We start from the raw sequence: 25,545 nt of genomic DNA on the forward strand, positions 1-25,545 counted from the left end.
AGCGGGGTTTTTCGTTGTTACGGCGACTATTACCAGTAAATACCCCGCATGATCGCGGCGAATGCCACCTGTTCGGAGGAGACCTTCGGCCTCTCGCCCGAGCGGCTGCCAGCCGCCGCCGGAGAATCCGGGAACATGCGGTAACCGGTGTTCATCACGATTTCGCCCATCTTCGGCGCCAGCGCCTGCAGCACCTGAGCGAAGATACCCAGCCGCGTGGCGATACGCTTGGGCCGGTAGACGATAGCGTCAACGACCATATCAGCGGCTTCGTCCGGCGTCAGCGTGGGCACGGAGTCGTAGATCTTGGTGGGCGCGATCATCGGCGTCTTTACCAGCGGCATGTTGATGGTGGTAAAGGTCACATTACGGTCCGACCACTCCGCAGCGGCACAACGGCTGAAAGCATCCAGCGCGGACTTGGAAGCCACATAGGCCGAGAACCTTGGCGCATTGGTCAGGACGCCAATGGAGGAGATGTTCACCACGTGACCACGGTTACGCTCCAGCATGGCCGGTGCGAAGCCCATGATCAGACGGACCGAGCCGAAATAGTTCAGCTGCATGGTGCGCTCGAAGTCGTGGAAACGGTCAAAGGACAATGCCAGTGAGCGGCGAATGGAGCGGCCGGCGTTGTTGACCAGAACATCCACATGGCCGTGGTTATCCAGCACGGTTTTCACGAAACGGTCGCAGTCTTCCATCTCGGCAAAGTCACACTGGTAGGCGTGGACATTACCGCCACGGGCTTCGAGCTGTGCTGCCACTTCCATCAGGCGCTCTTTCTTGCGCGCACCGATAACCAGAATGGCACCGGCGTCCGCCAGCTTCTCCGCAGTCGCCAGACCAATGCCGGAGGTGCCGCCGGTGATCACACAGACCTTGCCTTCAACGGTGCCACGCAGGGTGCGGTCCTTGAACAGGTCGGGGTCCAGGTTACGCTCCCAGTAATCCCAGATCACCGCGGCGTAGCTGTCAAGGCGCGGCACTTCGATGCCGGTGCCCTTGAGAACCCGCTCCGTTTCCCGGGCATCAAACCGTGTGGGGTAGTTGATGAACGACAATACCGAAGGAGGAATCCCCATATCATCCAGCACGGCCGTTGTCAGGCGTTTGACCGGGGGCAGGTTCTTGAGGCTCTGGCGGATAAACGGAGGAATAAATCCGAAAACCCGGGAATCCAGGCGCATGGCCATGCGGGGCGCGTGACCGGCCTCGGAGAAAATGTTGAGGATCTCGCCCACCTTATAGGGATCGGAGTCCACCAGATGGAAGCAGTTGCCGTCCTCGCCTTCCAGATGCGCGATGTGATCCATGGCATTGACGACAAAATCCACCGGAACGATATTCAGGCGTCCGCCTTCAATACCAATGGTTGGCACCCACTGGGGGAGCGCGCGGCGGATTTTCTGAATCATCTTGAAGAAGTAGTAAGGCCCGTCGACCTTGTCCATCTCACCGGTTTTCGAGTGGCCAATGACCATACCCGGGCGGTAGATGCGGAACGGAACCTTGCAGCTCTCCCGGACAACCTTTTCTGACTCGTGCTTGGTCATCAGGTAGGGGTGGTCCAGCTTTTCCGCTTCCTCGAACATATCTTCGCGGAACGTGCCCTTGAACATACCGGCCGCGGCGATGGAGGACACATGATGGAAGCAACCGGCTTCCATGGCAGCTGCAGCGTCCACTGCGCTGTGGGTCCCCTGAATATTGGTAGCCTGCTGGGACTCTTCATCCGCACCCATGTCATAAACCGCGGCAAGGTGGAAGAAATGATCAATGTTACCCTTGAGCGATTTCATGGTCTTGGCGTCAATGCCCAGGTTCGGGCTGGTAAGGTCGCCGATGACTGCTTTCACCCGGGACTCGTCGGCACCCCAGCGTTCACGAAGCTGGTCCAGCTTGTCCTGTGATTGCTCGCGTACCAGTACGTGTACCGTGCCGCCACGAGCCAGCAGCTTTTCAACGAGAAAACGGCCGATAAACCCGGTGCCACCCGTCAGAAAATAATTCATTGATAGTCCACCCTGCTTGTTGCTCAATTGTTGTCTTTTCCCTTGTTGCCGACACAGGCATTAGACCAAAGTCTTATACCTCTATCGGAACGCCGGCATTGTACTTAAATGCAACTCTCATGTATCGAACTTTTTTAGAGCAATTACTCTGTAACCCTTTGTTTTATTTAGAGCCATTACTCTAGTCCCGGCATGAAAGGCACGCCTCAACCTGTTCGTTTGCCAGACATACTGAAATTGAGACTAGCACATGGTGTGCAGCCTGCCCGCAAATCCATACCATTACAGACAGGAAATGAAACCTGTCAGCAGCGGTGACATAATCGGAACCATTCATGACAGCTTCTGTCTCAATACCCCGTTTTCCGGAACTCCGAATATGCAAAAAGACGATCCCAACGCCGAACGTTACATCGCCATCGCCCGCGCCTGTCTCAAGGCTATCAACGACACGGCGGCGGATGCCGGCACCAGAGAAGAGAAAATCCAGGCCGTTTACCAGGCGATTGATCACGCCTTCCAGGCCGAATTCGCGGACTATCGTCAGTCTGTGGCGGTGATGGGCACGGTTCTCGAGCGTATCGCCTCTGGCCAGCTCGACGCAGACGCGGCCGCCAGCCTGGCAAAGAAGACGCTGGACCAGCAACCGGAAAGTACCCGTAACGAACTGATTCACTGAACCACCCATTGGTAGAGAGAGGCACTATGCGTCCAGGCATTCATGGTTTTGCCAGAGGTTTGCTGGGGCTGAAGGAAGGGCTTGCCCTGGTACTCCTTCTGGCCTTCGGTTCGGTTGCACTGGCGAGCCAGTCGCCCGTGAAAAGCCCGAACGACGACAACGAGTACCGTTACATCCAGTTGGATAACGAGCTGAGGGTACTGCTGATTTCGGCGCACGAATCCGACAAGGCGGCGGCCTCCATGAACGTGGCCGTTGGCAGCGGGGATGACCCCGCCGATCGGGAAGGCCTCTCCCACTTCCTGGAGCACATGCTGTTCCTGGGCACCGAAAAGTACCCCGACCCGGGCGAGTACCAGCAATTCATAAAAAGCCATGGTGGCAGCCACAACGCGTTCACGGCCTTCCAGGACACCAATTATTTCTTCGACGTCCAGGCTGATCACCTTGAGGATGCCCTCGACCGATTCGCCGAGCAGTTCTCAGCGCCGCTGTTCACCCCCGAACTGGTGGACCGTGAGCGTCGCGCCGTGCATTCCGAGTTCAGCTCCAAACAGAAAGACGATGGCCGTCGCTTCTACTCCGTCAAAAAGGCCGTCAGCAACCCCGACCATGCCTTCCACCAGTTTGCCGTGGGTAATCTGACGACCCTGGAGAACACCGAAGAGCGACCACTGCGCCCGGACCTGATCGAGTTCTGGAAAACCCACTATTCATCCAACCTGATGACACTGGCGGTCTACGGCCCGCAATCGCTGGATGAACTGGAAACCATGGTGCGTGGTCGTTTTGACCGCATTGAGAACCGTAACCTGTCGGCAAAGGTGCACGACGAGCCACTATTCAGCCCGGGTACCCTGCCCGCCCGTCTCAAGGTCGATGCGCTGAAGGACATCCGCAACCTGACACTGAGCTTCCCCATTCCGTCGCAACAGGATCATTACCAAGACAAACCAGCCAATTACGTTGCCAGCCTGCTTGGCCACGAGGGCCCGGGTAGTCTCTTTGACGTGCTGAAAAAGGCCGGCCTGGTGGAAAGCCTTTCCGCAGGCAGTGGCATGGATACCGGCCAGGAAGCCACCCTGGAACTGAACATGTCGCTGACTCCGGAAGGCCTTGGGGAACAGGAAACCATCCTGGAGCTGACCTTCGCCTACATCGACAAGGTGCGCCAGGAAGGCATTGCCCGGCACCGTTATGAAGAAATGAAACAGCTATCGCAGATCGATTTCCGGTTCCGGGAGAAAAGCCGGCCGGTGCAGGAGGTAATGCACCTGTCGCGGCAGATGCGGCACGTGGCGCCGGAAGATGTCCTCCGGGCCCCCTGGATGATGGAAAATTACGCACCGGACAAATACCGGGACATTCTGGACCGGCTTACGCGGGAAAACGTCCTGGTGTCCGTGCTGGAGCCTGAGCCAGAGCTGGAAGACCCCAACCTTACCCAGTGGTACGATGCTGCCTGGAAAATGCAGCCCCTGGACACCGCCAGCATCCAGGCGCCGGATGATCACCCCATGGTTACCAGACTGTCCCTGCCACTGGAAAACCCCTTTATTCCCGAAGAACTGGGGATGATTTCCGGCCCGACCATGGAACAGCCGGTCTCCATGGGCACGGTCAGCGGCATGGATGTGTGGTATGCCAGGGACGTACGGTTCGATACGCCCAAGGCCAACGTCTACCTGAGCCTCCGCACACCGGCCACCCGCGCCTCCGCCCGCAGCAATGTGCTGTCCACGTTGCTGGTGGATGCCATCAACACCAACGTCAACGCCTGGGCCTATCCTGCCCAGCTGGCCGGGCTGGATTACAGCATCTATTCACACCTTCGTGGCATTACCGTCCGGGTGGGCGGCTACAGCGACAAACTACACACCCTCATGGCCCGCATCCTGACCCAGGTTTCAGACCCGGGGCTGACCGAACAGCGTTTCCGTATCGCCCGCCAGAACCTGATCGACCGGCTCCAGAACAAGGCCAAGGAACGCCCGGTGCAGCAGACCTCTGAATTCATCCAGAGCCTGTTGATTGAAGGCGCCTGGAGTACGGAAGAAAAGCTCAGGGCAGCCAGGGAAGTCACCCTGGACGAGCTCGAGTCCTTTGCTGAAGCGTTTCTCTCAGAAGTGGACCCGGTCTTGCTGGTTCACGGCAACATGACCCAGGCTTCGGCCCTGAACCTCAACAATCGCATTCACGCCATGGTGCTGGATGATAGCCGGCTGACAACGGTGGAGCGCAGCCGCGTGCGGTCACTCCCGGAGGAAGAAACCGTATTGCCGCTGGAAGTGGACCACCCGGACACCGGTTACACCCTCTACGTACAGGGCGATAACACCGGGTTCCAGGAGCGGGCTGCCTTCCGGCTGCTGGGCCAGATTATCAGCAGCCCGTTCTACGAGGAGCTGCGCACCACCCGCCAGCTCGGCTACATCGTCTACGCTACGCCATTCGAGATGCTCGAAACCCCGGCACTGGGCTTTGTGGTGCAGTCCCCCGGCGCCAATGGCGAGGAAATCAACCAGGCCGTAAGGGAGTTTTCCCTCGAATTCAGGGAAACCCTGGCCAACCTCTCGGATGAGGAACTTGAGCGTGAGAAGCAGGCGGTTATCAGCAAGCTGATGGAGCAGGATCGGCGCCTGGGTGAGATTTCGGAACGTTACTGGCGGGAAATAGACCGGGGCGCGACCGACTTCAACTCCCGCGAGAAACTGGCGGATGCGGTCAACAGTGTAAGCAGGGATACGTTGATTGAAACCCTGGAAGAACAGGTGATTGATCGTGAACAGGCACTGCGGGTGTTCACCACTGCCGAGGCAGAGAACAACGCCCGGATCATTGAACAGTTACTGCAGCGCAGTAGCGTTCCAGAGGCCTGACCGAGGCTCAACCTGAAGGCTGGCCGATAAACCGGCGCCAGTCTTCAGGCTCGTCCACATCCCACTTTTGCGGAAGCAGCGCGAACGTCAGACCGGCTTTCGAAAGCCGGTCACAGGTTTGCGCCAGCGCGTTTTGCGTACCCCAAGCAACATCCGCCAGCATCCCCGGCGCCAGCTTGCGGGCTCCGATCAGCACATAACCGCCATCATCCGACGGCCCCAACACCACATCCACCCCGTCCAGCGTGGCAACGGCCAGGCGCACATACTCTGCATCGACCGACGGGCAATCGCTGCCTACCACCATTGCCTTGCCAACCCGTTGCAGGCCAGATTCCAGCGCCAGCGTCATACGCTCTCCGAGCACATCCCCCTGCTGCCAGGACTGGCCGACACCACAGGCCTCAAGCTGTTCAATGATCGGAAAGGCGGCTTCGGGTACCCTATCCACCTGCCTGTCCCACAGAAACCGAACGTCATAACCACTTGCCACCAGGTTCTCAAGCACAGCAAGGCTGAGGGTCACATGGGCGTTCATCGCCCCCTCCGCACCAAGCTCCGGCATCAGGCGGGTCTTGACCCGGCCTGCTTCCGGCCACTTGGCAAACTGCATGACCAGAACCGAATCCGGATCAACTCTCTGCATGTCGTACATCCGCCCGATAGGCTGCCGCCAGCGACTCCGGGGACTCACCCCGCCAATACCGCCAACGCAGCCTCCACATCAGAAAAATGGTGCGCCAGGCACCCCCCTGCTCCCACCGCCGGCTGTCCGTCGTGACCGGGCTGCCAATACAGTAAGGCCTTGAAAGACCGCGAAGCCGCTTGCTGAGCTCCACGTCTTCCATCAGCGGAATCGGGGCAAACCCCTGCAATGCCCGGAACACCGACGTACGAACAAACACCGCCTGGTCACCCGTGGCGATACCCGTCAGCCTGCTGCGCCGGTTCATGAACCATTCAATCACCCGAAAGATGGCCCGCTGCCCACTGAGGCGAACATCAAAACGCCCCCATTGCTCCGGGCTGTTGAAAAAGCGCTCGAGATGGTCAACGGCATCACCCGGTAACAGCGTGTCGGCGTGCAGGAACAACAGCACATTGCCGCGCGCCGCATCGGCCCCCGCATTCATCTGCAGGGCACGGCCTTTGCCACCGACAAGCACCTGATCACACCAGGGCGCTGCCAGATCCGCAGTGCCATCATCGCTGTCCGCATCCACCACAATCACCTCATGCCCCGCTGCGCGAACCGGCTGCAAGGGCTGCAGAAATGACTGGATGGTCGCCGCCTCGCACCACACCGGCACAACAACACTCAGCGAAAGCGATTCAGACAAAACACCCCCCGAAAAAAGACGAATCCCCAACACACCTTGAGCCACAGGCCTCAGGCCGCTATCATACCGCCCTTCTTGCAGAAATGCCCCCGTAGCTCATCTGGATAGAGCGTCCCCCTCCTAAGGGGAAGGTAGCAGGTTCGAGTCCTGCCGGGGGTACCAGTTTCTACTTCAAGAACAAGCAGTTAAGGCCATAGCCAGAATCGATATCAAGCGCACTTAAAGCCGTAAGTGCAATGTAAGTGCGACCAGGCTATCACTTCAACCGCTCGCAAGGATTGCCCAGCGGTCGCGCCACCTGCCCAATGGTGGGACAGTCAGGAGAGACTGACCTCTACCCAGTCCGCCTCTCCTCTTGACACTGCTTTCGCTTTCCTCAACGACCAAGACGCGCTGCTCATGCATCGCCAAACATACTGAGTAGCCAATTAGTCGGATAATTTCTATGCTGGAAGTCGAGGTAAATACTACCTCGCTTTCTGATAGAGGGAATTATCGTGAATCCAAATAAATTGATCCTTGGCGCTCTCCTCACCTTTTTTGCGACATCCGCGCATGCCTATACCCCCCAAGACTACCTTTTTACGATAAAAAAAAGGGACGACGGCAACCCCTTAGCAAAACTCATGATAACCGGCTACCAAGCAGGCATTGCCCAAACTATCCAGGCGATTGTCAGGCTCAACGGTAACAAGATCCAGTTAGGGGAAAACGAACCAATGTGTCTGCCGAGTGCCAGAGCTGTGAACGAGGATTCAATAGAGCAAGCGATTGCACTTATGATTGGCACGCCCTCAAGCCCGCAAAACTTGAACGCCTTTGACAACGCCCCGGTTGCTCTCCTAGCCGTTTATGGGCTATCGAGGGTCTTCCCATGCCCAGATAAGAAAAACCTGAATTAGCGATTAGCTCGATCGCTAAGCATAAACCTGCCCAACAGTGAGACTGCCAGGAGAGATTTAGCCCTCTCTGCTCCACTCTATTTCTGTTATCCAATAGCCCCCGCTCCATTTATTGCGTTCGGCTCCATCGTGCCTGAAATATAGCCAGCCCCCAAAGATTCAAATAAATTCTTGCGCTGCCCTAAAACTCATACTATCGTAATACGGCGTAATACGAAAAAGGGGATGTGATGAGCAAGTACCCAGCACACATAAACGTCAAGTTATCCGCAGATATCCTGGAGGAGGTGGAGCAGTACAGAGCAGAACTCGAGCGTTACATGAAACAACCCGTCAACCGTTCCGTAGCTGTCAGAATGCTGATTGTTTCGGGATTGGAAAACGAGAAGAAAAAGCCGAAAGGCTGAAGAGACGCCCCGGATCTGCGGCAACAGACCCAGGGCAACACATCGGCAACCACTGAAGGAGAACGCCGACATGCAAAACCAGAATAACACAGTCAACGATTACGAATTCGACGCCAACGAAGATCACGCTGTATCTCAAAAACCAAATGGAGGTGCGGCGATGACCGAAAACAGTTTCAACGTGATTTATGGCGCAAGAACAAAACTCTTCGATGCTGATGCACTGCTGATGTTTCTGGACAAAGAGGAAAACCTTCACAGTATTCTGAATCAGGACTCACCGGAGGTAGTCCTCAAGTCCATGATTCACCACGCGGCTAATCTCGTTTCAGAGGCTACCGGTGACACCACGGCTGTTATTGAGGAAGTTCAGAAAGCAGAGAGGGCCCGCCATGAATAAGTTTTCAAACAAACTGACCGATACCCGTGCCCGGCTACTGGATGCTGAAGCAACGCTTCAATTCCTGAACGACCGTGAGAACCTGAACAATGTGCTAGACCAGGGTTGTCCGGATGTAGTTCTGGGCGCACTCATAAGCCAAGTTGACAACTTGGTGAGCCAAGCCTGCGAAGACTGCGAGCTGATGGAAAAGATTCGCAACGATGATTTTCTGGCTGAACTGCGACAGTCTGCGAATGAGGCGCGGGATTACATTGAAAACGGTCCCAAGGGCGGCTCTCCAGTGATAGCGGCTGGCGCTCCAGAGCCCACGCGCCATAGCGAGCATATGGACACGCTCGACGAGATACACGAACAAAGCCTGGCCATGCTCAACATGCTGATGCTGAATCACCGCCATGCCAGCCAGGGTGAAGAATCGTTGGCTGATTCGGTTCTTGAAAGCTACACCTGGCAACTGGTGAACAACATGGAGCGGGCAGTTAAGGCTGCAGCGGCTCTGAGCGAAGGCCTGAAAGAGGGAGTTAGCCATGAATGAGCAAGACATCAATCCATTAGATGCACTCTCAACGCTGCACAGCCAGACAAACGCCATGCTTCTGATGATGCTGGTCTATCTTGAGCAGGCGCGTGAGGGTGGCGAACAAATCAACTCTATCGCCCTGGAGAACTATGTGGGGCAGATGAAAGCAAACATGGAGCAAGCGGAAAAGGAAACCTGGAGGCTGATCGAACGGTAACCTGAGTATGAGCCCCGGCATCTTGTCGTCTGATGCCGGGGCTTCCTGTCTGACAATCACGCTGTTTATTATCGAACCATTTCAGGAAACTCGCCCATCCAGATACCCCCGAAAAATTCATGTGCTACTCTTAAGCCTAATGAGATCGACAGAGGTGCGGGACTTGGATTATTACCAGGTTGAATACACGAAATATGAACTCGCCAAACTAAGCTTTCTTGAATGCCTTGACTACCTTCGCCTCTATGAAAAGGGTGTGGACTTTTTCGCTGACTCTCCACTGGCGTTTGAAAGAGCTTTGTCAAAGGCATTCACGATCACCTACGCACGCCCCTTTACCCACAACGACCCCGTTGGTGGCATGGGCGTTGGCAGTATTTCAACGGGTTGGATTAAGAAGCTTCCATCTAAGCAGCGAGAGCTTCATGAAGAATTGGTGGGTGATGGGCGAAACGCAATGGTCGCGCATCTGGATATCGGCAAGTTACTCCCTTTGATTTTTGTGAAACCAGGGAATCGGAATGATCACATCATCGACTGGCGAATCTGTTCGTTAAATGAAAATTCCATTGATGATCTAAGGGCTTTGGCAACTGCTGCCCATAAATACTGTTTTGAGCATCAAGGAAAGATTGAGCCGAAAATTAAAGACTCGATTATCAGTTACCGGCAGTAACTTCCTCTGCTACCCGAATCACCTTCCCTTACACTTCACTGGTTCAGCTTTCCCCATTACACCCGTGTGCTACGCTGAAACAAATTGTTACAGGGAAGTGCAATCGTCATGCGTTCACTGATACCCCTTTTCCTGATCCTCGCTTTCCCCGTTTCTGCCCAGGTCTACAAGTGGACCGATGAGAACGGCGTTACCCATTTTGGAAACCAGCCGCCCCCAGGGCAGAGCGAAGAGGTGAAGATTCGAGATAGCCAGCCAGGCTCCATGTCTGCGGATAGTGCCGCTGAATCAGATATCATCCGTCAAAGTCGGGAGCTGGAGCGCAGAAAGGCTGAGGAATCGGTCAGGCGAGCAGAACGGCGCTACAGGGAAAGAGTTGCAGAGATCGGGGATGGCCTCGAAGAGCGTCCTGATTACATTTGTCAGGGGGCTGAAAACCGGCTGAAGAGTGCCCGGGATCGATGGGACGGCAAGAAACGACAAGGCTACAGCATCGACGATGAGCAGTATTATGAGCAATTGATAAAGGACCGGCAGAGGCACCGAGACAATGTGTGCCGATGAGAGTGTAATGCGGGCTATGAATGATGTGATGACACGAAGCGAATATTGGCGGCTCTCCTACAGAAGGGATCGTTATCTGGAGTTTCTCTCTCAAGATGAGCTCGAAAAACGTGCCTGTGACATTATGGGCAACATGACGTTCCTTTCTGGCAAAGGCCAGATCGGTCTTAGGGCCTTTTCTGAGGGAGGGGCGTATTGGATGCCTCTGTGGGCTCACGTGTTGGAGGAATTTGCTCTTCGATATGGTCCGTACCCAAATGGCTTCACGAACGGGTTTGTCAAAGGAACGGCCTTGGTTAAGCCCTCTCACCCCGATGAACCGCTTGCGAAAAAGGCTATCGACAGTATCGGTGGAATCCGCCCAGGGCGACTCTACAAGTTTGGCAAGAAAGAACACTTGGAGCCAATGCTGAAGCGTGGTCGCATTCGTATTGCCCCTGCGAGCTATTACAGTGACCCGTCGCTGAACCCCGCCATAAAAGATGAAGAGCTGAGCTTTTCAATAAAAATCAGACCTAGAGATGTTAAAGCAGAGGATATGAATGGCGAAGAGATTCCGACCTTTGGAAATGTAGAGGTCAGCTTTGAAAGTAAAACTAACTATTACGTGAGCTGCTTTGCTGCAAATTACACTTATAGGGAATTTGATGATTTTGAAGCAGATAGTTGTATTGTAATCAATGAGCCCCGGGAGTTTACGAAGCGGCTCCTCTCCAGGGTAAGACGGATTAAGCCGGACTTTCGAGGCTTTGCATCTCACGTAGATTACATTGATCCGCTGAACCATTTTTCAGGGGAAATTAATGTTTTCCTTGCTAAGCATTTCCGATATGCCTATCAGAACGAATACCGTTTTCTCTGGGTGCCAGATAAACCTTTGATGGAGCTGGACCCCTTCTTCGTTGAGATAGGCGATATGAGCCAGTACGCTGAGATTCTGAGCATTTAGCGGGGCACGCGAACTCAAGCAGCAGGAGCAGAGTTTCAGCCCACAGACGTACCCCGCCGAGGTGGCTATTGCTTCGTCTGCGTCCCGGCGCTGCTCGTTTTCTCAATGCGTTTTTTGTTCCGTTGAGCATTGCCCTGAGACGCCCTAATCAGAAATTCGTATTCTTCCTTGGTGATCTCGCCTTGAAACTCCAACAGTAGAAGCATGCCCTTGGCCATGACTGCGGTGTTTTCCAGCTTGAAGACGGTATCGGTAATCTCCATGGCCTGGAAGCAGTGGCCTAAGGGGTGCTTCTGAAATCGTTCTGCAAACTCTTCACTGGTCATATCGTGCCTCTCAGGCTTTGGGGGGAATAGGTGGCAGTTTTTTAAGGATGGTCTGCCAACATCTACCCACCAGAGGAATAAGCGGTAGCTGAATTTTTTGTCGGGTGTTTCAGCCTTCACCAGCCCCCGCGCCGGACGGACTGCAGCCCTTTGCTGCCAGGGGCACATTGTCGAGGCCATGTGCCAGAGCGTATACCTCTGCCTGTCAGGAAGACAAAACAGCAGAGGGTATTCTTACAGGCCCACCAGGAACTCCAGCCCTTCTTCACTTGCGCGAATCTGGGCGCGTTGCAAGACTTCATTAAATATCAGTTCGAGAGCCGGGGTCAGGTTATCGGCCTCAACCTTGATCAAAGCGTCACCTTTGGACAGCCTGTCGGTTTTTTTCTTGATCAGCTCAATCTGAGCGTTGGTGTATCTTTCCTGCAGCTTGAATGATGCGTCCCGGCGCTCATTCTCTTTGCGGATCTGGCTGGCTACCTCGAATTGATCCAGGCGGCTGCCTTCGCCAAGCTGTCCGAAAAGGTCGCTGATTACATCACCGGTACTGGTGACCGAATCGCTGATACCGTCAATGATCGCAATGGCCTTGTTTGCTTCGGCTTCGATCTCGGCAGTATTGATCTTAACGTTGGCGCTGATCTGGGCAATCCGCTCATTGCTGGCGAATTCTTCAAGCTTGAGTTCGTACTCGTCCGTTTTCTCTATGAGATCCTTGGTTTTCTGTGCCGCGTCTTCCATTGATTTGCTGGATTTCACGATCGTGCCAGACCAGCCGTTTACTTTGCCGGTCGCGTCATCGTAGCTCAGCTCGAGATCCTTGTTGTTCTTTGCCAGGTCCCGGGTTGTTTCCCCAACATCAGCAAGTGCGCCTCCACTTTCTGAAACCCGGTTGGTGAGGTCTTCAAGGGCGTTGGTGGTTTCGCGCTGGCTGTCGGCTACGTCCTCGCCTGCATTGGCATTCTTCACCAGTTCAGCGGCACGGCGGTTGAGGGCGTCGATATCGAGCTCTGCGGATTGCTTGGTATTGTCGAGGGAGTCGGCCAAACGGTCGTTGATCTCCCGTAGAGCGGCTGTTTCCTTGGCCGTTTTCGCAGCCTCTCCGGTCAGCTCTCCGAACTGGTCGGCAACGGACTGAATGTCATCCTCGTTCAGCCATTCGTAAATCTTGACGCCAAGGGAGCCACCAAGGGCCTGCTCCAGCTGTTCGTTCAGCCAGGTGCCCAGAGCGTAGCCCCCGGAAAAGCCGATGAGGGCGGTACCGATGATGCCGCCTTTGCCCACATTGCTGACGCTCTTTTTCAGCGTTTCGAGTTGGCCGGTGACAGCCTTGAAACCCTGAGCCCCTGCCAGTGCAGTCAGGCCGGTACCGATAGCCTCCAGGCCACCACCAAGGCTTGCGATGGCCGGCAGAATGGTGTCGATGGTTTTCGCATACCCGAGCAATTCACCAATGTTCTTTTTGGTGGCGCCGTCCAGGTCTTCAAACTTTTCAATCCCGGTGCCGATAGCCTGGAACAGGGGTTCGAGGCCTTGGGCAATGCCGGATGAAATCTGAACCAGGGCGGTAAAGGCATCCACGACACGCTGAAGGGCGCTCTCTAATCCCTCTACTGTAGATAGGTCAATATCCCCGAACAGTCCGGTAAAGAGATCACCGAGCTCGTCGCCAAGGTCGCCGAATGCGTCCAGCAACTGCGTGAGGTCAAGGCCTGAGAGCGCCTCCGGGAAATTCTTTGCAATGGTCTGTAGCTTCTGGTCAATGTCCTGCGCGAGCCCCTCAAGGGCGTTCAGAATTGGCGAGAAAGCGCCGTCATCGAGTTTGATCTCTGTGCCCAGCGAATTGAATATACTGGTCAGGGATTTGACGATGCTTCGGGTTTCGTCGGTGAGGCGTCCACCTACACCAATGAGGGCAGATTCAATGTTGTTGACCAGGGTCTGACCCAGAAGCCCCAGGGTATCTATCAGCTCTTGAGAGGCAGTTTTTGCGGCTCCGGTGTTCTGGGTAAACTTCAACAGATTTTCCGCGAACTTTTCAGCCGCATTACCGCCCAGAGCAAGTACCGGGGCCAGAGCTTCCACACCACCGAATAGAGTCTTGAGCGCCTCGGTATTGCCACCAGTTGCCTCGGTTGCGTCCTTGACGACACCTTCAAAGCCCTTGGCTTTAAGTGCAGCCCCGTTGAACTCAATGCCCAGCTCCGCTGCAAGGTCGGCAGCTTGCTTTGATGGGCCAATGATGGCGCTAATCGCTGCTCGGAGTCCGGTTATTGCTTCGGGGGTGCTGGTGCCAGTCTCTGCGGTGATGGTCGCAATGGCTGCGGCCATCTCCTCAAATGAGAGGCCGGCAGCTGCGGCAATGGGAGAAAGCCGGCCCATTGAGGCAGCCAGCTCCGGAATGGTTGTTTGGCCAAGCTGAACGGCGGTAAAGAAGTTGTCGGCATAATCGCCAGCTTCATCCGCTGATGCACCGAAAGCATTCATGGTGCTGACCAGGGCTCTGGTGGTATCGCCAAGATCGGCACGCCCGGCAATGGAAAGAGTCTCAGCTTCAGCCAGAATTTCGAGCGAATTCTTATAATCAACGCCCGCAGAAATCGCGCTGTATGTGGCGTTGGTGATTTCGTCCAGTGATGCTGTAGAAGTCTCGGAGTAGGACAGGATCTGATCTTGGAAGTCCCGAAGGTTATCCGCCGGTTGTCCGATGAGCGTTGCGATTTCACCGAAAGCGGTGTCGAAGTCGTCTGATATTTTGACCGCGTAACCGGTAACACCGATGGCAGCGGCTGCCAAGGCTGCATCCAGTTTCACGATACTGTCAGTGATGTTTGCCAAGGGGCCGGTCAGGTCGCCTACCCGGTTGGTCAGGCCGTCCAGGTTCTTGCCAACGGAATTGACGGCGCTGCCAGTGCGGTCTACGCCACCAAAGATGATTTCAACGGTTTTGGAGGTGTCAGCCATTGAGTGTTTCCTCTGAAAGGGTGCGAGGTGAGAGCAGCTTGCTCAATTGCCCGCATGGGGTTTTGGTGGCGAGGGCTTGAATCACTGGCAGCCCCTTGTCATTTCAAATTTCTGAGGGCGCGGGCTCTGGCTGGTCAGATGGTCCAGCTCGATCAGCTTTGCAGCTGCGTTTACGTCGCCACTGTTCGCCGCATCTCTCAGGACCTTGTAGTAGTCGAGAATTGCGGATTTGCTTGGTCGGATATTCCGTCCGCCTTTGGGCCTGGCCATGTGATTACCTCCCAATTCCGTTCAGCTGGCTGTAAACCTTGCTCGCGCTCGGGTGAATGAGTCGGCCCCGCTTCAGCCTGCCGCCTTTTACTTCTGGCTTTGTTGGATTTTGCGGTTTCCCTGAAGCATCGTTCTGGCGGATCGAACGGGCCTCGATGCTGGCGATCACGCTCTCTTTCCAGGCTGATGCTTCTGCCAGGGTTGGGAGCTTTGGCTTCGGCAGCTGATTTTTGGCATCGACCATGGACTCGCGCTCTTCCTGATCCGCACCGAACCACCAGCGCCTGAGCTCTTTCGTTCTCCGGGTGAAAATGTCTTCTTGCTGAGTAGACATCCAAAAACCTCTCACTACTGTTTATATACACAGTTATTGAACCATAAATAAGCATATAATGCTATTAATCGGTGTTTTTGTAGCAGTACCTGCTTCAGAATGAATGTTAAGAGCAATTCCAGATTTTCGGGGGAAAGAAAGTGAGTTGCTGGCCTGGCCTGCCATGTTGCCTGCTGTTCGATTGAAGCTGCCCGCAAGGTCATCGAGCTTTTCGTTGCCGCAAATCAACCCGAGCGTTTTATAACCAGAATGATCAGATGTAACTGATTGATTTTTCAGGCCTGATAAAACCCATCTGGTGAGGCGCCATGTACGCACGAAAATTTCTCGAATACCGCGTGGTTGCTCCGGCCCCGCGGGCTGGCCAGATCTCCAGGGGCCCCCCTGATTTCTGCGCATATACACGCGCCACCATATTGCTCTCATCTCGCTGTGCCTCGTCATGATCAAAATGTGTTTACCTCTGTCCGTGAACTCTGAGACTGACTCGAGTGAAAAGCCGTGTGGACGTTCTGAGGGCGCTTCACGCTCATGTTCTGTTGTTCTGCCTGCCCCTCAGTCAGGAAGCGGGCGTCTTGTCCTTGCTTCTCTATCTGGCCAGGGGGTAGTGTCTGAGATTCGTAACGTCCATGTTGCATAGAGTCGCTGGCCCCTGTCTTGGAGAAGTAGACCAGCAACCTGCCGAGCAAATAGCCACGGTCACTGCAGGCTTCTTGCGGAACGCCCACCTGCAGCCTGGCAATCAACATCATCGAAAAGGCTGGCGGCCTCGCTTTCGGTCAGTTGGCCCTGGTATTTCAGCAATTGAATCATCGCTCTGGCCATCAGGAAGAAATCTCTGTTGTCAGCTTTGGTTTTAGAGCCTTTCATCAGGCCATAAGCGTTACTCAGCGGGTGGCCCGGGTGAGTTTCGGTAAACTGGTTCATGTTCATAGTTCTGTCGCTCTCGGTCGTTTGGTGGTGCAGTCAAGATTGGTGATCTGGACACCAAGGCAAGGGACTTATTTTCCGCCTGCCTTGATGGGTAATCCGGTCCTCGTGATTTTCGAGAAATCCGTTTATGCCGCCTGATCCTGAATGCCTTTCACGATCTGTTCGATTCGCTCCCTTACGACGTCTTCATCAGTTTCGATTCTGATCCTCTCGAACTCGTGAATCCCTTCAGCATTGATCGTCAGCTGGACGCGGTAGCTGGCCAGGCTTTCGCCGTCACCTTCTTGAGCGGCAAGGTTCGAGGCAGTGGTGATCTCGGCAATTGCCCGCTCCATCCGTCCGGCGGCTTCCCTGAGCTGATCCAGACCGTCCTGGTAGATGCCCCGGGCATACAGGCTGACCATTACTCGGTAACCGCGTTCTGCCTCTGCGTGCTGATCTCTCAGGCTGTCCAGGTGCCTCTGGTACCCGCGTTGGGTGGATTCCGAGAGACTGGCGGTTTCCTCCAGATCCTCAAGCCGTTTCTTCAGCTTGTTCAGATCCGTGGTCACCTTCTTCAGGTCGGCCGGTGTGGCCTTTCCCATATCCGCATCAGCGGCCATCATGTCGCGGTCAGCTGAGAGCAGATCAATCTTTTCCTTCAGTTCGGAGATCTGGTCTTCCATGGGGCTTTTCGCGGCCCGCTCAGCCGCTTCTTCAAGCTGGCGGATCTGGCCTTCAAGGCCGTCCAGTTCTCGTTTTGCAATGACCAAATCCTGAAGCTCTGCCTTCGGTGGATTGGTGAGCAGCTTGTTGAGCTCTACAGTCATGGCATCCATTTCTTTCTGCAGAGGTGCCACAATCTCTTCAGCCGCTTCCTGCTCTTTACCAATTTCCCGAAGTGCTGCTTCTTTCTCCAGCCTTTCCTGTTTGGTCATCCGGCCATAGCGGGTTTCAAAGCGTGCTCGAGGAGCATCTTCTTTATCGAGCTCGTTCTGGATGCTGGCCATCCGATTCTCGATCAAAGTTAATTTGCCCCTCTCATGGCTGAGTGCTGGGCCCTGCTCTTCAATCAGTCGCTGCAGTTCTTTGATCCGGGCCTGCATGGTTGAGGCTGATTTCAGGTTCATGGTTTTGCTGTTCATCTGGGATTCTCCTGGCGCTGGGTGTGGCGCTCTCGATTCATGGTTTCAGGTTTTTTCGCCCATGCCGGTAAGGGCGTTGGGCGGTGTTCTCCATTTCGACTGCTTCTTTCAGGGCTTCGTCACCTCCGTAGGGTTGTGGGTTGCTTGGGTAATTGGATGGTCATAGCCTCCGGTTGGGGCTAATCCGGTGGTAAAGGGACGGCAGGGACGGAAGGGACGCTTTTTCCCATCGCGTCTACTATGAGAATTTTCCTTTTTTATCCATGAGCAACGTCCCTGAATAACTAACTGACAGTGTTTTTCGTTACACAAGGTATGAATAAATCCGTCCCTTGCGTCCCTTTTACTCTGAACCCCTTGTGTCCCAATGGCTGAGGCAGGGACGGTTAAACGCTGGTCTGTCCCTACTGCGTCCCTGATCTGTCCCTCACTCATAACAGTCACCTCGACGATTGCATTTCAGCCCGACAATGAAGCGCCGGCCATTGGACTTTTTCCGCTCAAATCCCAGTATCACCACACGGTCGATAAAGGATTTCTGCGTTAACCGGTTGTGAATGCCGTTGTCAGCGGCCCAATCCCGATAGGCATTGAACAGACGTTGCGGCTCTATTCGCTCAAGGTGGCTGGCTTCACAGTCCTGTTCGATAAACTGGGCCACCTGATCCGCTTCCAGGCGCCACTGGTCGCGGGCCTGCCTGCAGCTCTCCGGCATGGTGAATCCTTCTTGCAATGCATCTGCGTAGGCATCCAGGGCAAGCGTCAGGATTCCGGGGAGCTCTTCCATCAACCTGTTTTTCAGGTTTGGGTCGCAGTTGCCCATTTCGGGGGTGAACTTGTTGTTAAACTCGATCACCAAGGCACGGCGAAACAGTGCGCCGGAAAAGTCCCGCGTGTGGGGCATGTGGTTGGTACCGAACCAGCACGTTGAGAAAGGCCGCATATCAAACGGGTCTTTGTTCTTGTGCTCTACGGTTGTTGGCTCGCCGGAAGTGATCCCTTTCAGCGCGTCGTCATCAATGACAGCGCCCTGTTTAATCTCGGTAACAATGTTGGCCAGCTTGTTGTGAAGGTGTGCCCGCTGAAACTTGTTATCGAATTGCGAGGGCTGTACCGCTGCCACGTTCTCACGCCCTGCCAGTGCTTCCAGCACGGATAGCAGAACGCTCTTACCGTTGGCACCACTACCCACCAGAATGATGAATCTCTCATGGTTGCAGTGAGCCATGAGCGTATAGCCCATCATCTCCAGCAGAGCCGTTGCCTTGTCTCCTGCGTCGGGATCACCCTTGAACACACTGGCCAGGAACTTAACGAACTGCGGCGCCTGGGCTTTGGGGTCAAACTCAACCGGCACTTGTGTTGTGCGGTAGTGCTCACGGTTATGTGGTAGCAGCTCCCATTGCCCGGAATCGGACAACATCAGTTCACCGTTCGGCGTGTTTACGCATTCAACGGGGCCCATATCAAAGGCATGATTGGACCTGTAGATTTCAGTCCTGAACAGATCCGCAACGCTATCCACGTTGTTTTTCCGCACGGCCTCAACCTTGTCCACGATGTAGGCCTGCACCCACTGTTTGACGCTGCGTTCGTCCTGCTTGCTCCACACTCCAGAAGGCTGCCACCTGTAGACGAATGACTGAGTCGCCAACACGTTCTCGTTGCCGATTTCAGCCACCAAGCCGCACGCCAGTCCAAGATCATCCGGGTCGCGGGCGTCATCGGTTTGTCGCTCCGCCTCCTGAATGGACCTAAAGGGCAGCTTGGTTGTATTGCGTATAGCCTCGTGAACTTTCCGCTTCTGAATGACCGGCAAGGCCGCACACTCAAGAATCAGCGCCTCGATTTCTTCGGGGTCAGTGTCTGGGGTGAATCCCTGAGCCGCTGAGATCAGCTCGTTGTATGTTCGGCGCTTGTTTCCTTGCTGATCGTATTTAAGTGCAATGGCTTTGAGATCCGCCCCCGCATCTGCAGCCATTTTTGCGACCGTTGCGAAAGTAATGCCGCTGCCCTGGCTGAAGCTTCGCCACTTGTATTCGATCTGCTCAAAACCGGGATAGCTGTCACCTGCGCTACTCCACTGGTCGGCAAGCATCAACCCCTGCTCTGATCCCTGGAACTCTTCGTTCAGCGCCATCAATACGCTGAGCCAATCATCGTAATTTACGTTTGGGCTGATATAGCCAAGGATCTCGGCAGCTTGTGTTGATCCCGTTTCGCGCTCCATCTCAGTTCGACGTTTGGGCTCAATCGCCCTGGGCGGCTCCTTGCCGTTATGCCTGGCCACTGCATCAATGAATGCCTGATCGACTTCCGCCAGTTCCAACACATGGCCTGCTTCCAGCAATTCCACTTCCTTGTGGGAACTTGGCGGCAACACGATGATCGAGCGACCCTCTGTGGCGGTTCTGCCAGTGCGAATGTCGATTTTGTGCGGCTCGTCTTTGGTGCTGAAACTCTGCATTACTGCATAAGTGCCGGGAGCCTTTCTGAAATAGTGGTGCTCACCCTTTCGCGTTTTGACGATCAGGTTCGGCTCGAGGTCGAATGCTTTCTCAAGGTTCAACATGGCGGCGCGGGCTTCGGGAGTGTCACCGTCCAGGATGAACAGATCCGCACCGACAATAGCGCCGAGTTGGTGGTCGGGATTCTTCGCCCAATGCTCTGTGATGGACTTATGATTGAGACCATCGAGCCAGTGTTGCCAGTAAACCGCTGTTTTCTTTGTCTCGGGATTTAGCGGTACCACGCCAAACCCAAAATCAAACCACCAGGTTGCGGCTTCTGCGCATGTTTCCGGTAATTCCTGTGCTTCCAGCAGCTCATTCACCGCAACCCCCTGGCATCAGCACATATTCACCCACACGATGCAGACGGCCTTGAGAATCGGCGTCCTCTCTCCGGTTGGTGACGATGTCGTAACCGCGTTTACGCAATTCCATGACGCGGGCGGCGGGGTGCATGACATTAAGGAGGTGCCGGGCTTCCAGCGTTGTCAGTGATCGATGGTTTTGCAGGTAGTCCAGAATCCGGGCGCGTTGTGCCTCTGTCGAAAGGTCGCCAACATCGGGAAAAGTGTTATACTGTAACGGCTTGTCGAAAGCGCTCTGAGTAGTCCCCTCGCCGTTGATCTGCACAATCACGGCGGGGGCTTTAAGTTCATCGCTCATGCTTGAACCCTCCCCGCTTTAAATCTGCAAAGATCAGCCAAGGTCACAGCCTTACAGCCAGATACCTCCTGCACCGGTAAACGTCCATCCGATACAGCCGCTGCAATCTCATGGGCGGGTAGTCCAACGACTTTAGGGGCTCGGCTCAGGGTTATGTACATCAGCCCATTGCCGTGATTGGTGAAAGTGCCGGGAGTGCGATTCTTGCGAATCTTGGCGGTGGTGTAGTTGGGTAGGCTCATACTTTGCCCTCCAGTGCGGCGGCAAAGTCCGCTTCCTGTTGGGCAGTAATGATTCTGCGGCGCCCGATCTTTACACTTTTCAGCTTGCCGGAATTGATGAGGTTATAGGTGGTGTTATTGCCCCATCCCCAACGCTGGGAAAACTCGGCAATACTGAAGGCTCGTTTATCGGTGGTTTGGGGCTTGTCTAGCAGTGCGGTCATGGTCTGACTCCCGTAGGCGTTTATCTGCGTTTACGGGAGTCATGTTGTCGATCTTAAGAAGTTGGCACCTATCGGGCACTGCCAACTTTCTTTGGCGGCTTGGCGGGGCTTATTTTCTTTCTTATCCAATCTTCTGTTTGACTGAGTTCGAGCTCAACTTTTAGCTTCTTTGCAATATCTCCGGGGCTCTGGTAGCTATTTTTTGCCCAATACTCTTTGGCTGCCAGAATCCACTTCTCGTGCTCTCGCTTGGAGATTTCTGTCTTTTGGTGGTTGGCAGAGCCCTCCGGGGTCCCCTTGCTGTGCTCAAGCAGCGCCGTCTTCGACTTATGCCGATCTGCTACATCAGGCTCCCATTTCTCTACAGTTACCCTTGCCGCTGTCGTGCCCAGATCTAGACTGGCGTTTATGATGACAAGCGCCGATGCAGCTGGGACATCCAGGCCTTTCAGGGTGTTGCTGAGCCGCTTGATTCGATATAACACCTCAACTGCGTCTTTTTCGTCGGGGGCTAGAGTCTCCACGCAGCCCCCCGGCGGCATATGTTCGGGCAGCTCCAAACAGATCCGGTGCAACTCATGGACAGCATGATCCGGCAGAGATAAATCAATCCAGTCCGGTGCTTCCAGGTCAATCGCTGTCATCGTTCCTGGATGCCTGCTCAGCTCGGACAGGGCTTTTTCAATCCAGCCTTTAACATTCAAGACCAACTCTTGTCCGATAACCTCGGGCGAATTAAGCCGCTTGAATTCATCGGCGTTTATGGCGTTAGTTCCCCGGTGAAAGAACGAGAATTCCTTGCTCATATTGCCTCCCTTTTTGCTGCTAGACGGGGGCTATTAATCTGTGCGGCCTCTGCTTCAGCAGCTCCGGTTGTCGTAGTTGAAAAAAACTCTAACCCTTCAGATGCTTTTTTGTAATTTTTCACTTCGCACCTCCGAAAGCGCGATCAAGCGCTGCCGATTTATGGTCAGGTGATAGGTGGGCATATACCAGCGTCATCTTAATGTCAGAATGGGTCATCAGCTCCCGAACGGTATTCAGATCCACTCCAGCCATGACCAGCCGAGATGCAAAGGTGTGGCGCAAGTCGTGAAAACGGAAGTCCTTTATCTTGGCCGCTTCGATGATGCTGTTAAACGCGCCTTTCACGTCCGTCAGTTGCCCGCCGGTCTGCGGTGATACAAACACATAGGGCGAGTCTCCACGCTGTTGGTGAAGTTGCTTCAGAACCGTATAGGCGCGGTTTGATAGTGGTAGCTCGGCAGTTTCGGCGGGCTTGCCTGCTTTGCGCCTGGCGTGTGACGTTTTCCCGATAACCTTGCGGATCATCCGCAGATTTAGGTCTACATGCTCCCATTTGAGACTGAACAGATCCCCCCGCCGGAGCCCGGTCAACATGCCAATCAGAATTAGCGGCTTTAGGTGGTCGGCATACTCGTTTTTCTTGATTAGCGGCAAAGGCTCCTGCCCTCTCTCCATTTGCCATTTACGGTAACGCTTGCGGGCCTCTCTCTTTTCCTGCTCCCGGATATCCAGCGCGGCGATCAACCGCTGCTCTTCATCGTCGGTAAGGTACCGGATTTTGGTTTCCGTTTGCTTGTCAGTGAGTGCGCCTCGTAACCGATACTTGGTCAACTGGTGGTCTGGTATCACCTTTGTTGCTACGGCGTGATTAAGCAGGGCTTTCAAGTTGGTCAGCTCTCGCCGGCGCGTTGCCAGAGTCACGTGATTACGTTGCCGGTTCCACTTCGCCAGATCCAGCTCGTTGATCTCCGTCATAGGCTTGTCGAGAACATGGCCAAAAGCATTTTTGATGCTCGATATGAAATAGTTGGAGTTAGAGATATTCGCTTCTGCATGGGCTTTGAAATCGCCTTCAAGGTAGCCGGCCAACGTGGTTTGTTCGAGCTGGCGCTTTTTCTGGCGCTCGGCTTTGAAGTCATGGCCTTGAGCAAACAAGCCAGTTAGGCGCTTGGCTTCCTCTCGGGCAAAGGTCAGCGTTACTTGAGATGCGTCTCCGATACGCTCCCGCTTGCCGCGCGCCATCTCCACATAAAACGTTTTTGATCCGCTTTTCTGGACTCGAACCAACAGCCCTTTCACGGATTGCCGGCCCCCTTTGTCCCGTACCTCGTAAGGGCCAGTTGGCCTAGGCTCCAGGTTCGGGATCGTCTTTTCTGTAAGTGTTGCGGCCATCGCTGACTGACTCCCGTAAGTGCAATGTAAGTGCAGAGAATCATATCATAGGCAAACGTCAGCAATCACCAATAAACTTTAATAACTGTTTTATAAGCAGTTTTTTATGTATGCTACTGAAAACAAAAGGGGTGAATTCGCCCTCCTAAGGGGAAGGTAGCAGGTTCGAGTCCTGCCGGGGGTACCACTCAACCTCCCCGCAAGCCCCAAAGAATTCAGCAGTCCATTCCACCCCTCGCGCTTCCCTGTCAGAATTGAAATTGTGCCTTATTGACCTTATAGCGACTACAGGGTTTTTAATAGCGCCACCCAATTGTGGGAATCGGAGTGTGTGAATGAGCGGTGCATGTAACGGTCAATGCAGCCCTGAAGAATCTGGCACGGATACGACTGCCCATCCACATGGTTCCGTCTCTTCCGGCGATTGGCTCAGTGTTTACAGTGTGCCCAAAATGGACTGCCCCTCGGAAGAGCGGATGATCCGCATGGCGCTTGGCGGGTTCGACACCATAAAGGCACTCTCTTTCGATCTGTCTGGTCGCACACTGGAGGTTCTCCATAACGGAGAGGCCGGGCCCATCACCAACAAACTGGCATCGCTTGGTCTGGGTGCTTCCCTCAGCGAGACCCGGGAAGCAGATCCTGAAGCCCGCAAGGCCGCTGAATCCAGCGCAACCGGACAGGCTGAAGAATCCGGTACCTTGTGGATACTGCTGGCGATCAACGGCCTGATGTTCCTGATTGAGATGACAATGGGCCTGATTGCCCAGTCCGCCGGGTTGATTGCAGACTCGCTGGACATGTTTGCCGATGCAGCGGTTTACGGCCTCGCCCTTTATGCCGTTGGCCATGGCGTAAAAATGCAGGTGCGGGCGGCCCACGTCGCCGGTGTTCTGCAGCTTATTCTCGCACTCGGGGTGCTGGTTGAAGTGGGCAGGCGTTTTCTCTTCGGCAGTGAGCCACAGTCACTGATGATGATGGCCATTGCGCTGCTGGCCCTGATTGCCAATACCGCCTGCCTGCTGCTGATCTACAGGCACCGGGAAGGTGGCGCTCACATGAAAGCCAGCTGGATATTTTCAGCCAATGATGTGGTTATCAATCTGGGTGTGATTCTGGCGGGGGCACTTGTTGCGTGGACTGGCTCCAACTATCCGGACCTGGTTATCGGCGCCATCGTGGGTGGCATTGTGCTTAATGGCGCCAGGCGAATCCTCGCCCTCAAGGGATAAACCGGTGCCCGGCGGTGAACGGGCACGGAAATCACCCACAGACACCAGCCTTTGAATTGGCTTTCTCTGTTACGATACTAGGGCTATGAGCACTCGTGAACCTGCTTCAGAAAAGATTGAAGACTCTCCCCCGATCTCCCGCGCCCTTGTCGTGGAAGGTGGCGCCATGCGCGGCATATTTGCGGCGGGCGTTCTCGATTCATTCCTTGAACACAACTATCAGCCGTTCTGGCGAGCCTATGGCGTTTCGGCGGGTGCCACAAATCTGATTGGTTATCTGGCGGGGGATCACGGGCGCAACCGGAAAATCATTATCGGCCATGCTCTCCAACCAGAATTCATTGACTGGAAGCGGTTTGCCACTGGCGGACATCTGTGCGATGTAAGCTGGCTCTGGCACCAGTCTTTCAACGACGTACCGCTGAGCCTGGACAGATATCTGACCGGGACAACCGAGTTGTGGGTGACGACAACCTCTGCCCGAACCGGCGAGGCGTGCTACTTCCGTATTGATGAACGCAACATACACGATGTGTTCACCGCTTCATGCGCCATACCCATCGCCTACCGGGATTACCCCATGGTAAACGGTGAACCCATGACCGATGGCGGTGTGGCCGATGCCATTCCGGTGATCAGAGCCTACGAGGACGGCGCCCGTGACATTACCGTGGTTCTGTCACGCCCTACCGGGTACCGCAAGAAACCACCAAAGTTCGCGTTTGTGCCAAAACGCCTTTTCCGTGACTACCCGGCGCTGGCTGAGGCGTCGCTTCGCCGTGCCGAGCGGTACAATGCCACCCTTTCATTTATCGAAAATCCGCCCGGGGATTGCACTGTTCGTGTGATTGTTCCACCAGCGGAATTTGCAGTCGGCCGATTAACACGGAAACTGGAGCTTCTGGAGCAGGGCTATCAGGAAGGACATCAAGCGGGCCTGAGCTATCTTGAGGAGATGAGCTGAGGCCACCGGAGTCCAGAAAAGGGAGGCAGC

Annotated in this window: 28 protein-coding genes and 1 tRNA gene; 13 read left to right on the forward strand and 16 right to left on the reverse strand. The window is 54.8% G+C overall.

The features are described 5' to 3' along the window. Window positions 1-29: 29 nt before the first annotated feature. On the reverse strand, window positions 30-2,015 hold the full coding sequence (locus tag QPM17_RS03650; RefSeq protein WP_285388869.1) for an SDR family oxidoreductase: 1,986 nt from the start codon (window positions 2,013-2,015) through the stop codon (window positions 30-32). 379 nt (window positions 2,016-2,394) lie between these two features. Between QPM17_RS03650 and QPM17_RS03655 the strand changes: the two genes are divergently transcribed. Together QPM17_RS03655 and QPM17_RS03660 are read left to right on the forward strand one after the other, a co-directional pair. Beyond that, window positions 2,395-2,694 carry a hypothetical protein gene (locus QPM17_RS03655; protein WP_285388872.1) on the forward strand — a complete coding sequence of 100 codons (300 nt, stop codon included), beginning with the start codon at window positions 2,395-2,397 and terminating at the stop codon, window positions 2,692-2,694. Window positions 2,695-2,720: 26 nt separating this feature from the next. Continuing rightward, window positions 2,721-5,573 carry an insulinase family protein gene (locus QPM17_RS03660; RefSeq protein ID WP_285388875.1) on the forward strand — a complete coding sequence of 951 codons (2,853 nt, stop codon included), beginning with the start codon at window positions 2,721-2,723 and terminating at the stop codon, window positions 5,571-5,573. A 7-nt stretch (window positions 5,574-5,580) separates the two neighbouring features. Here the strand turns inward: QPM17_RS03660 and QPM17_RS03665 are convergent, their stop codons facing one another. Together QPM17_RS03665 and QPM17_RS03670 are read right to left on the reverse strand one after the other, a co-directional pair. Beyond that, window positions 5,581-6,219: a TIGR04282 family arsenosugar biosynthesis glycosyltransferase gene (locus QPM17_RS03665; protein ID WP_285388877.1), complete on the reverse strand. Its 639-nt coding sequence runs from the start codon at window positions 6,217-6,219 to the stop codon at window positions 5,581-5,583. Then, on the reverse strand, window positions 6,206-6,913 hold the full coding sequence (locus QPM17_RS03670; protein ID WP_285388878.1) for a TIGR04283 family arsenosugar biosynthesis glycosyltransferase: 708 nt from the start codon (window positions 6,911-6,913) through the stop codon (window positions 6,206-6,208). The genes QPM17_RS03665 and QPM17_RS03670 overlap by 14 nt, the downstream gene beginning before the upstream one ends. Window positions 6,914-6,998: 85 nt before the next feature. Here QPM17_RS03670 and QPM17_RS03675 point away from each other — a divergent pair. From QPM17_RS03675 to QPM17_RS03715, 9 genes are all read left to right on the forward strand, one after another. Next, window positions 6,999-7,075: transfer RNA gene (locus tag QPM17_RS03675), tRNA-Arg, on the forward strand. 335 nt (window positions 7,076-7,410) lie between these two features. Beyond that, window positions 7,411-7,815, forward strand: coding sequence for a hypothetical protein (locus QPM17_RS03680; protein WP_285388880.1), 405 nt, complete (start codon window positions 7,411-7,413; stop codon window positions 7,813-7,815). A 230-nt stretch (window positions 7,816-8,045) separates the two neighbouring features. Next, window positions 8,046-8,222: a hypothetical protein gene (locus QPM17_RS03685; RefSeq protein ID WP_285388882.1), complete on the forward strand. Its 177-nt coding sequence runs from the start codon at window positions 8,046-8,048 to the stop codon at window positions 8,220-8,222. Window positions 8,223-8,292: 70 nt separating this feature from the next. Continuing rightward, entirely contained in the window at window positions 8,293-8,622 is a 330-nt protein-coding gene (locus tag QPM17_RS03690; protein ID WP_285388883.1) for a hypothetical protein, read from the forward strand. Then, on the forward strand, window positions 8,615-9,160 hold the full coding sequence (locus tag QPM17_RS03695) for a hypothetical protein (protein WP_285388884.1): 546 nt from the start codon (window positions 8,615-8,617) through the stop codon (window positions 9,158-9,160). Before QPM17_RS03690 ends, QPM17_RS03695 begins: the two co-directional genes overlap by 8 nt. Beyond that, a complete protein-coding gene (locus QPM17_RS03700; RefSeq protein WP_285388886.1) occupies window positions 9,153-9,362 on the forward strand; it encodes a hypothetical protein in 210 nt (69 codons plus the stop codon). Before QPM17_RS03695 ends, QPM17_RS03700 begins: the two co-directional genes overlap by 8 nt. A 163-nt stretch (window positions 9,363-9,525) precedes the next feature. Then, complete coding sequence (locus QPM17_RS03705) at window positions 9,526-10,038, forward strand: hypothetical protein (RefSeq protein WP_285388888.1); 513 nt, start codon at window positions 9,526-9,528, stop codon at window positions 10,036-10,038. Window positions 10,039-10,146: 108 nt separating this feature from the next. After that, complete coding sequence (locus QPM17_RS03710) at window positions 10,147-10,602, forward strand: DUF4124 domain-containing protein (protein ID WP_285388890.1); 456 nt, start codon at window positions 10,147-10,149, stop codon at window positions 10,600-10,602. Window positions 10,603-10,618: 16 nt separating this feature from the next. After that, complete coding sequence (locus QPM17_RS03715) at window positions 10,619-11,551, forward strand: hypothetical protein (RefSeq protein ID WP_285388891.1); 933 nt, start codon at window positions 10,619-10,621, stop codon at window positions 11,549-11,551. Window positions 11,552-11,616: 65 nt separating this feature from the next. Here the strand turns inward: QPM17_RS03715 and QPM17_RS03720 are convergent, their stop codons facing one another. From QPM17_RS03720 to QPM17_RS03780, 13 genes are all read right to left on the reverse strand, one after another. After that, entirely contained in the window at window positions 11,617-11,877 is a 261-nt protein-coding gene (locus QPM17_RS03720; protein WP_285388892.1) for a hypothetical protein, read from the reverse strand. A 234-nt stretch (window positions 11,878-12,111) separates the two neighbouring features. Beyond that, on the reverse strand, window positions 12,112-14,841 hold the full coding sequence (locus tag QPM17_RS03725) for a phage tail tape measure protein (RefSeq protein WP_285388893.1): 2,730 nt from the start codon (window positions 14,839-14,841) through the stop codon (window positions 12,112-12,114). Between the two features lie 81 nt (window positions 14,842-14,922). Then, complete coding sequence (locus QPM17_RS03730) at window positions 14,923-15,111, reverse strand: hypothetical protein (RefSeq protein WP_285388894.1); 189 nt, start codon at window positions 15,109-15,111, stop codon at window positions 14,923-14,925. Between the two features lie 4 nt (window positions 15,112-15,115). Beyond that, window positions 15,116-15,445 carry a hypothetical protein gene (locus QPM17_RS03735; RefSeq protein ID WP_285388895.1) on the reverse strand — a complete coding sequence of 110 codons (330 nt, stop codon included), beginning with the start codon at window positions 15,443-15,445 and terminating at the stop codon, window positions 15,116-15,118. Window positions 15,446-15,478: 33 nt separating this feature from the next. After that, window positions 15,479-15,763: a hypothetical protein gene (locus QPM17_RS03740; RefSeq protein WP_285388896.1), complete on the reverse strand. Its 285-nt coding sequence runs from the start codon at window positions 15,761-15,763 to the stop codon at window positions 15,479-15,481. Between the two features lie 381 nt (window positions 15,764-16,144). Then, window positions 16,145-16,372, reverse strand: a complete 228-nt coding sequence (locus QPM17_RS03745) for a hypothetical protein (RefSeq protein ID WP_285388898.1) — start codon at window positions 16,370-16,372, stop codon at window positions 16,145-16,147. Window positions 16,373-16,503: 131 nt separating this feature from the next. Then, a complete protein-coding gene (locus QPM17_RS03750; RefSeq protein ID WP_285388899.1) occupies window positions 16,504-17,502 on the reverse strand; it encodes a coiled-coil domain-containing protein in 999 nt (332 codons plus the stop codon). Between the two features lie 427 nt (window positions 17,503-17,929). Further along, window positions 17,930-20,335 (reverse strand): phage/plasmid primase, P4 family, encoded by a 2,406-nt coding sequence (locus tag QPM17_RS03755; protein WP_285388900.1) that lies wholly within the window; start codon window positions 20,333-20,335, stop codon window positions 17,930-17,932. Continuing rightward, a complete protein-coding gene (locus tag QPM17_RS03760) occupies window positions 20,328-20,675 on the reverse strand; it encodes a helix-turn-helix domain-containing protein (RefSeq protein WP_285388901.1) in 348 nt (115 codons plus the stop codon). Before QPM17_RS03760 ends, QPM17_RS03755 begins: the two co-directional genes overlap by 8 nt. Before the next feature lie 238 nt (window positions 20,676-20,913). Continuing rightward, on the reverse strand, window positions 20,914-21,120 hold the full coding sequence (locus QPM17_RS03765; RefSeq protein WP_285388902.1) for a helix-turn-helix domain-containing protein: 207 nt from the start codon (window positions 21,118-21,120) through the stop codon (window positions 20,914-20,916). Between the two features lie 68 nt (window positions 21,121-21,188). Next, on the reverse strand, window positions 21,189-21,926 hold the full coding sequence (locus QPM17_RS03770; protein WP_285388904.1) for a hypothetical protein: 738 nt from the start codon (window positions 21,924-21,926) through the stop codon (window positions 21,189-21,191). Further along, complete coding sequence (locus QPM17_RS03775) at window positions 21,923-22,048, reverse strand: hypothetical protein (RefSeq protein ID WP_285388906.1); 126 nt, start codon at window positions 22,046-22,048, stop codon at window positions 21,923-21,925. Before QPM17_RS03775 ends, QPM17_RS03770 begins: the two co-directional genes overlap by 4 nt. After that, window positions 22,045-23,319, reverse strand: a complete 1,275-nt coding sequence (locus QPM17_RS03780; RefSeq protein ID WP_285388908.1) for a site-specific integrase — start codon at window positions 23,317-23,319, stop codon at window positions 22,045-22,047. Before QPM17_RS03780 ends, QPM17_RS03775 begins: the two co-directional genes overlap by 4 nt. Window positions 23,320-23,654: 335 nt before the next feature. On the opposite strand from QPM17_RS03780, the gene QPM17_RS03785 reads away from it, so the two are divergent. Continuing rightward, window positions 23,655-24,551 carry a cation efflux transmembrane domain-containing protein gene (locus QPM17_RS03785; protein ID WP_285388911.1) on the forward strand — a complete coding sequence of 299 codons (897 nt, stop codon included), beginning with the start codon at window positions 23,655-23,657 and terminating at the stop codon, window positions 24,549-24,551. An 85-nt stretch (window positions 24,552-24,636) separates the two neighbouring features. Continuing rightward, window positions 24,637-25,515, forward strand: coding sequence for a patatin-like phospholipase family protein (locus QPM17_RS03790; protein WP_285388913.1), 879 nt, complete (start codon window positions 24,637-24,639; stop codon window positions 25,513-25,515). Window positions 25,516-25,545: the final 30 nt, after the last annotated feature.

The sequence above is a fragment of the Marinobacter azerbaijanicus genome (genome assembly GCF_030250645.1).
Classification (GTDB): Bacteria; Pseudomonadota; Gammaproteobacteria; order Pseudomonadales; family Oleiphilaceae; genus Marinobacter; species Marinobacter azerbaijanicus.

What these genes read in the sequence shown, in the direction of transcription:
- QPM17_RS03695 (WP_285388884.1), top strand. Translation starts at nt 8,615, where the DNA reads ATGAATAAGTTTTCAAACAAACTGACCGATACCCGTGCCCGGCTACTG.
- QPM17_RS03715 (WP_285388891.1), top strand. Translation starts at nt 10,619, where the DNA reads ATGAATGATGTGATGACACGAAGCGAATATTGGCGGCTCTCCTACAGA.
- QPM17_RS03700 (WP_285388886.1), top strand. Translation starts at nt 9,153, where the DNA reads ATGAATGAGCAAGACATCAATCCATTAGATGCACTCTCAACGCTGCAC.
- QPM17_RS03725 (WP_285388893.1), bottom strand. Translation starts at nt 14,841, where the DNA reads ATGGCTGACACCTCCAAAACCGTTGAAATCATCTTTGGTGGCGTAGAC.
- QPM17_RS03770 (WP_285388904.1), bottom strand. Translation starts at nt 21,926, where the DNA reads ATGAGCAAGGAATTCTCGTTCTTTCACCGGGGAACTAACGCCATAAAC.
- QPM17_RS03690 (WP_285388883.1), top strand. Translation starts at nt 8,293, where the DNA reads ATGCAAAACCAGAATAACACAGTCAACGATTACGAATTCGACGCCAAC.
- QPM17_RS03730 (WP_285388894.1), bottom strand. Translation starts at nt 15,111, where the DNA reads ATGGCCAGGCCCAAAGGCGGACGGAATATCCGACCAAGCAAATCCGCA.
- QPM17_RS03665 (WP_285388877.1), bottom strand. Translation starts at nt 6,219, where the DNA reads ATGCAGAGAGTTGATCCGGATTCGGTTCTGGTCATGCAGTTTGCCAAG.
- QPM17_RS03685 (WP_285388882.1), top strand. Translation starts at nt 8,046, where the DNA reads ATGAGCAAGTACCCAGCACACATAAACGTCAAGTTATCCGCAGATATC.
- QPM17_RS03780 (WP_285388908.1), bottom strand. Translation starts at nt 23,319, where the DNA reads ATGGCCGCAACACTTACAGAAAAGACGATCCCGAACCTGGAGCCTAGG.
- QPM17_RS03785 (WP_285388911.1), top strand. Translation starts at nt 23,655, where the DNA reads ATGAGCGGTGCATGTAACGGTCAATGCAGCCCTGAAGAATCTGGCACG.
- QPM17_RS03765 (WP_285388902.1), bottom strand. Translation starts at nt 21,120, where the DNA reads ATGACCGCACTGCTAGACAAGCCCCAAACCACCGATAAACGAGCCTTC.
- QPM17_RS03790 (WP_285388913.1), top strand. Translation starts at nt 24,637, where the DNA reads ATGAGCACTCGTGAACCTGCTTCAGAAAAGATTGAAGACTCTCCCCCG.
- QPM17_RS03760 (WP_285388901.1), bottom strand. Translation starts at nt 20,675, where the DNA reads ATGAGCGATGAACTTAAAGCCCCCGCCGTGATTGTGCAGATCAACGGC.
- QPM17_RS03660 (WP_285388875.1), top strand. Translation starts at nt 2,721, where the DNA reads ATGCGTCCAGGCATTCATGGTTTTGCCAGAGGTTTGCTGGGGCTGAAG.
- QPM17_RS03735 (WP_285388895.1), bottom strand. Translation starts at nt 15,445, where the DNA reads ATGTCTACTCAGCAAGAAGACATTTTCACCCGGAGAACGAAAGAGCTC.
- QPM17_RS03745 (WP_285388898.1), bottom strand. Translation starts at nt 16,372, where the DNA reads ATGAACCAGTTTACCGAAACTCACCCGGGCCACCCGCTGAGTAACGCT.
- QPM17_RS03655 (WP_285388872.1), top strand. Translation starts at nt 2,395, where the DNA reads ATGCAAAAAGACGATCCCAACGCCGAACGTTACATCGCCATCGCCCGC.
- QPM17_RS03650 (WP_285388869.1), bottom strand. Translation starts at nt 2,015, where the DNA reads ATGAATTATTTTCTGACGGGTGGCACCGGGTTTATCGGCCGTTTTCTC.
- QPM17_RS03710 (WP_285388890.1), top strand. Translation starts at nt 10,147, where the DNA reads ATGCGTTCACTGATACCCCTTTTCCTGATCCTCGCTTTCCCCGTTTCT.
- QPM17_RS03750 (WP_285388899.1), bottom strand. Translation starts at nt 17,502, where the DNA reads ATGAACAGCAAAACCATGAACCTGAAATCAGCCTCAACCATGCAGGCC.
- QPM17_RS03720 (WP_285388892.1), bottom strand. Translation starts at nt 11,877, where the DNA reads ATGACCAGTGAAGAGTTTGCAGAACGATTTCAGAAGCACCCCTTAGGC.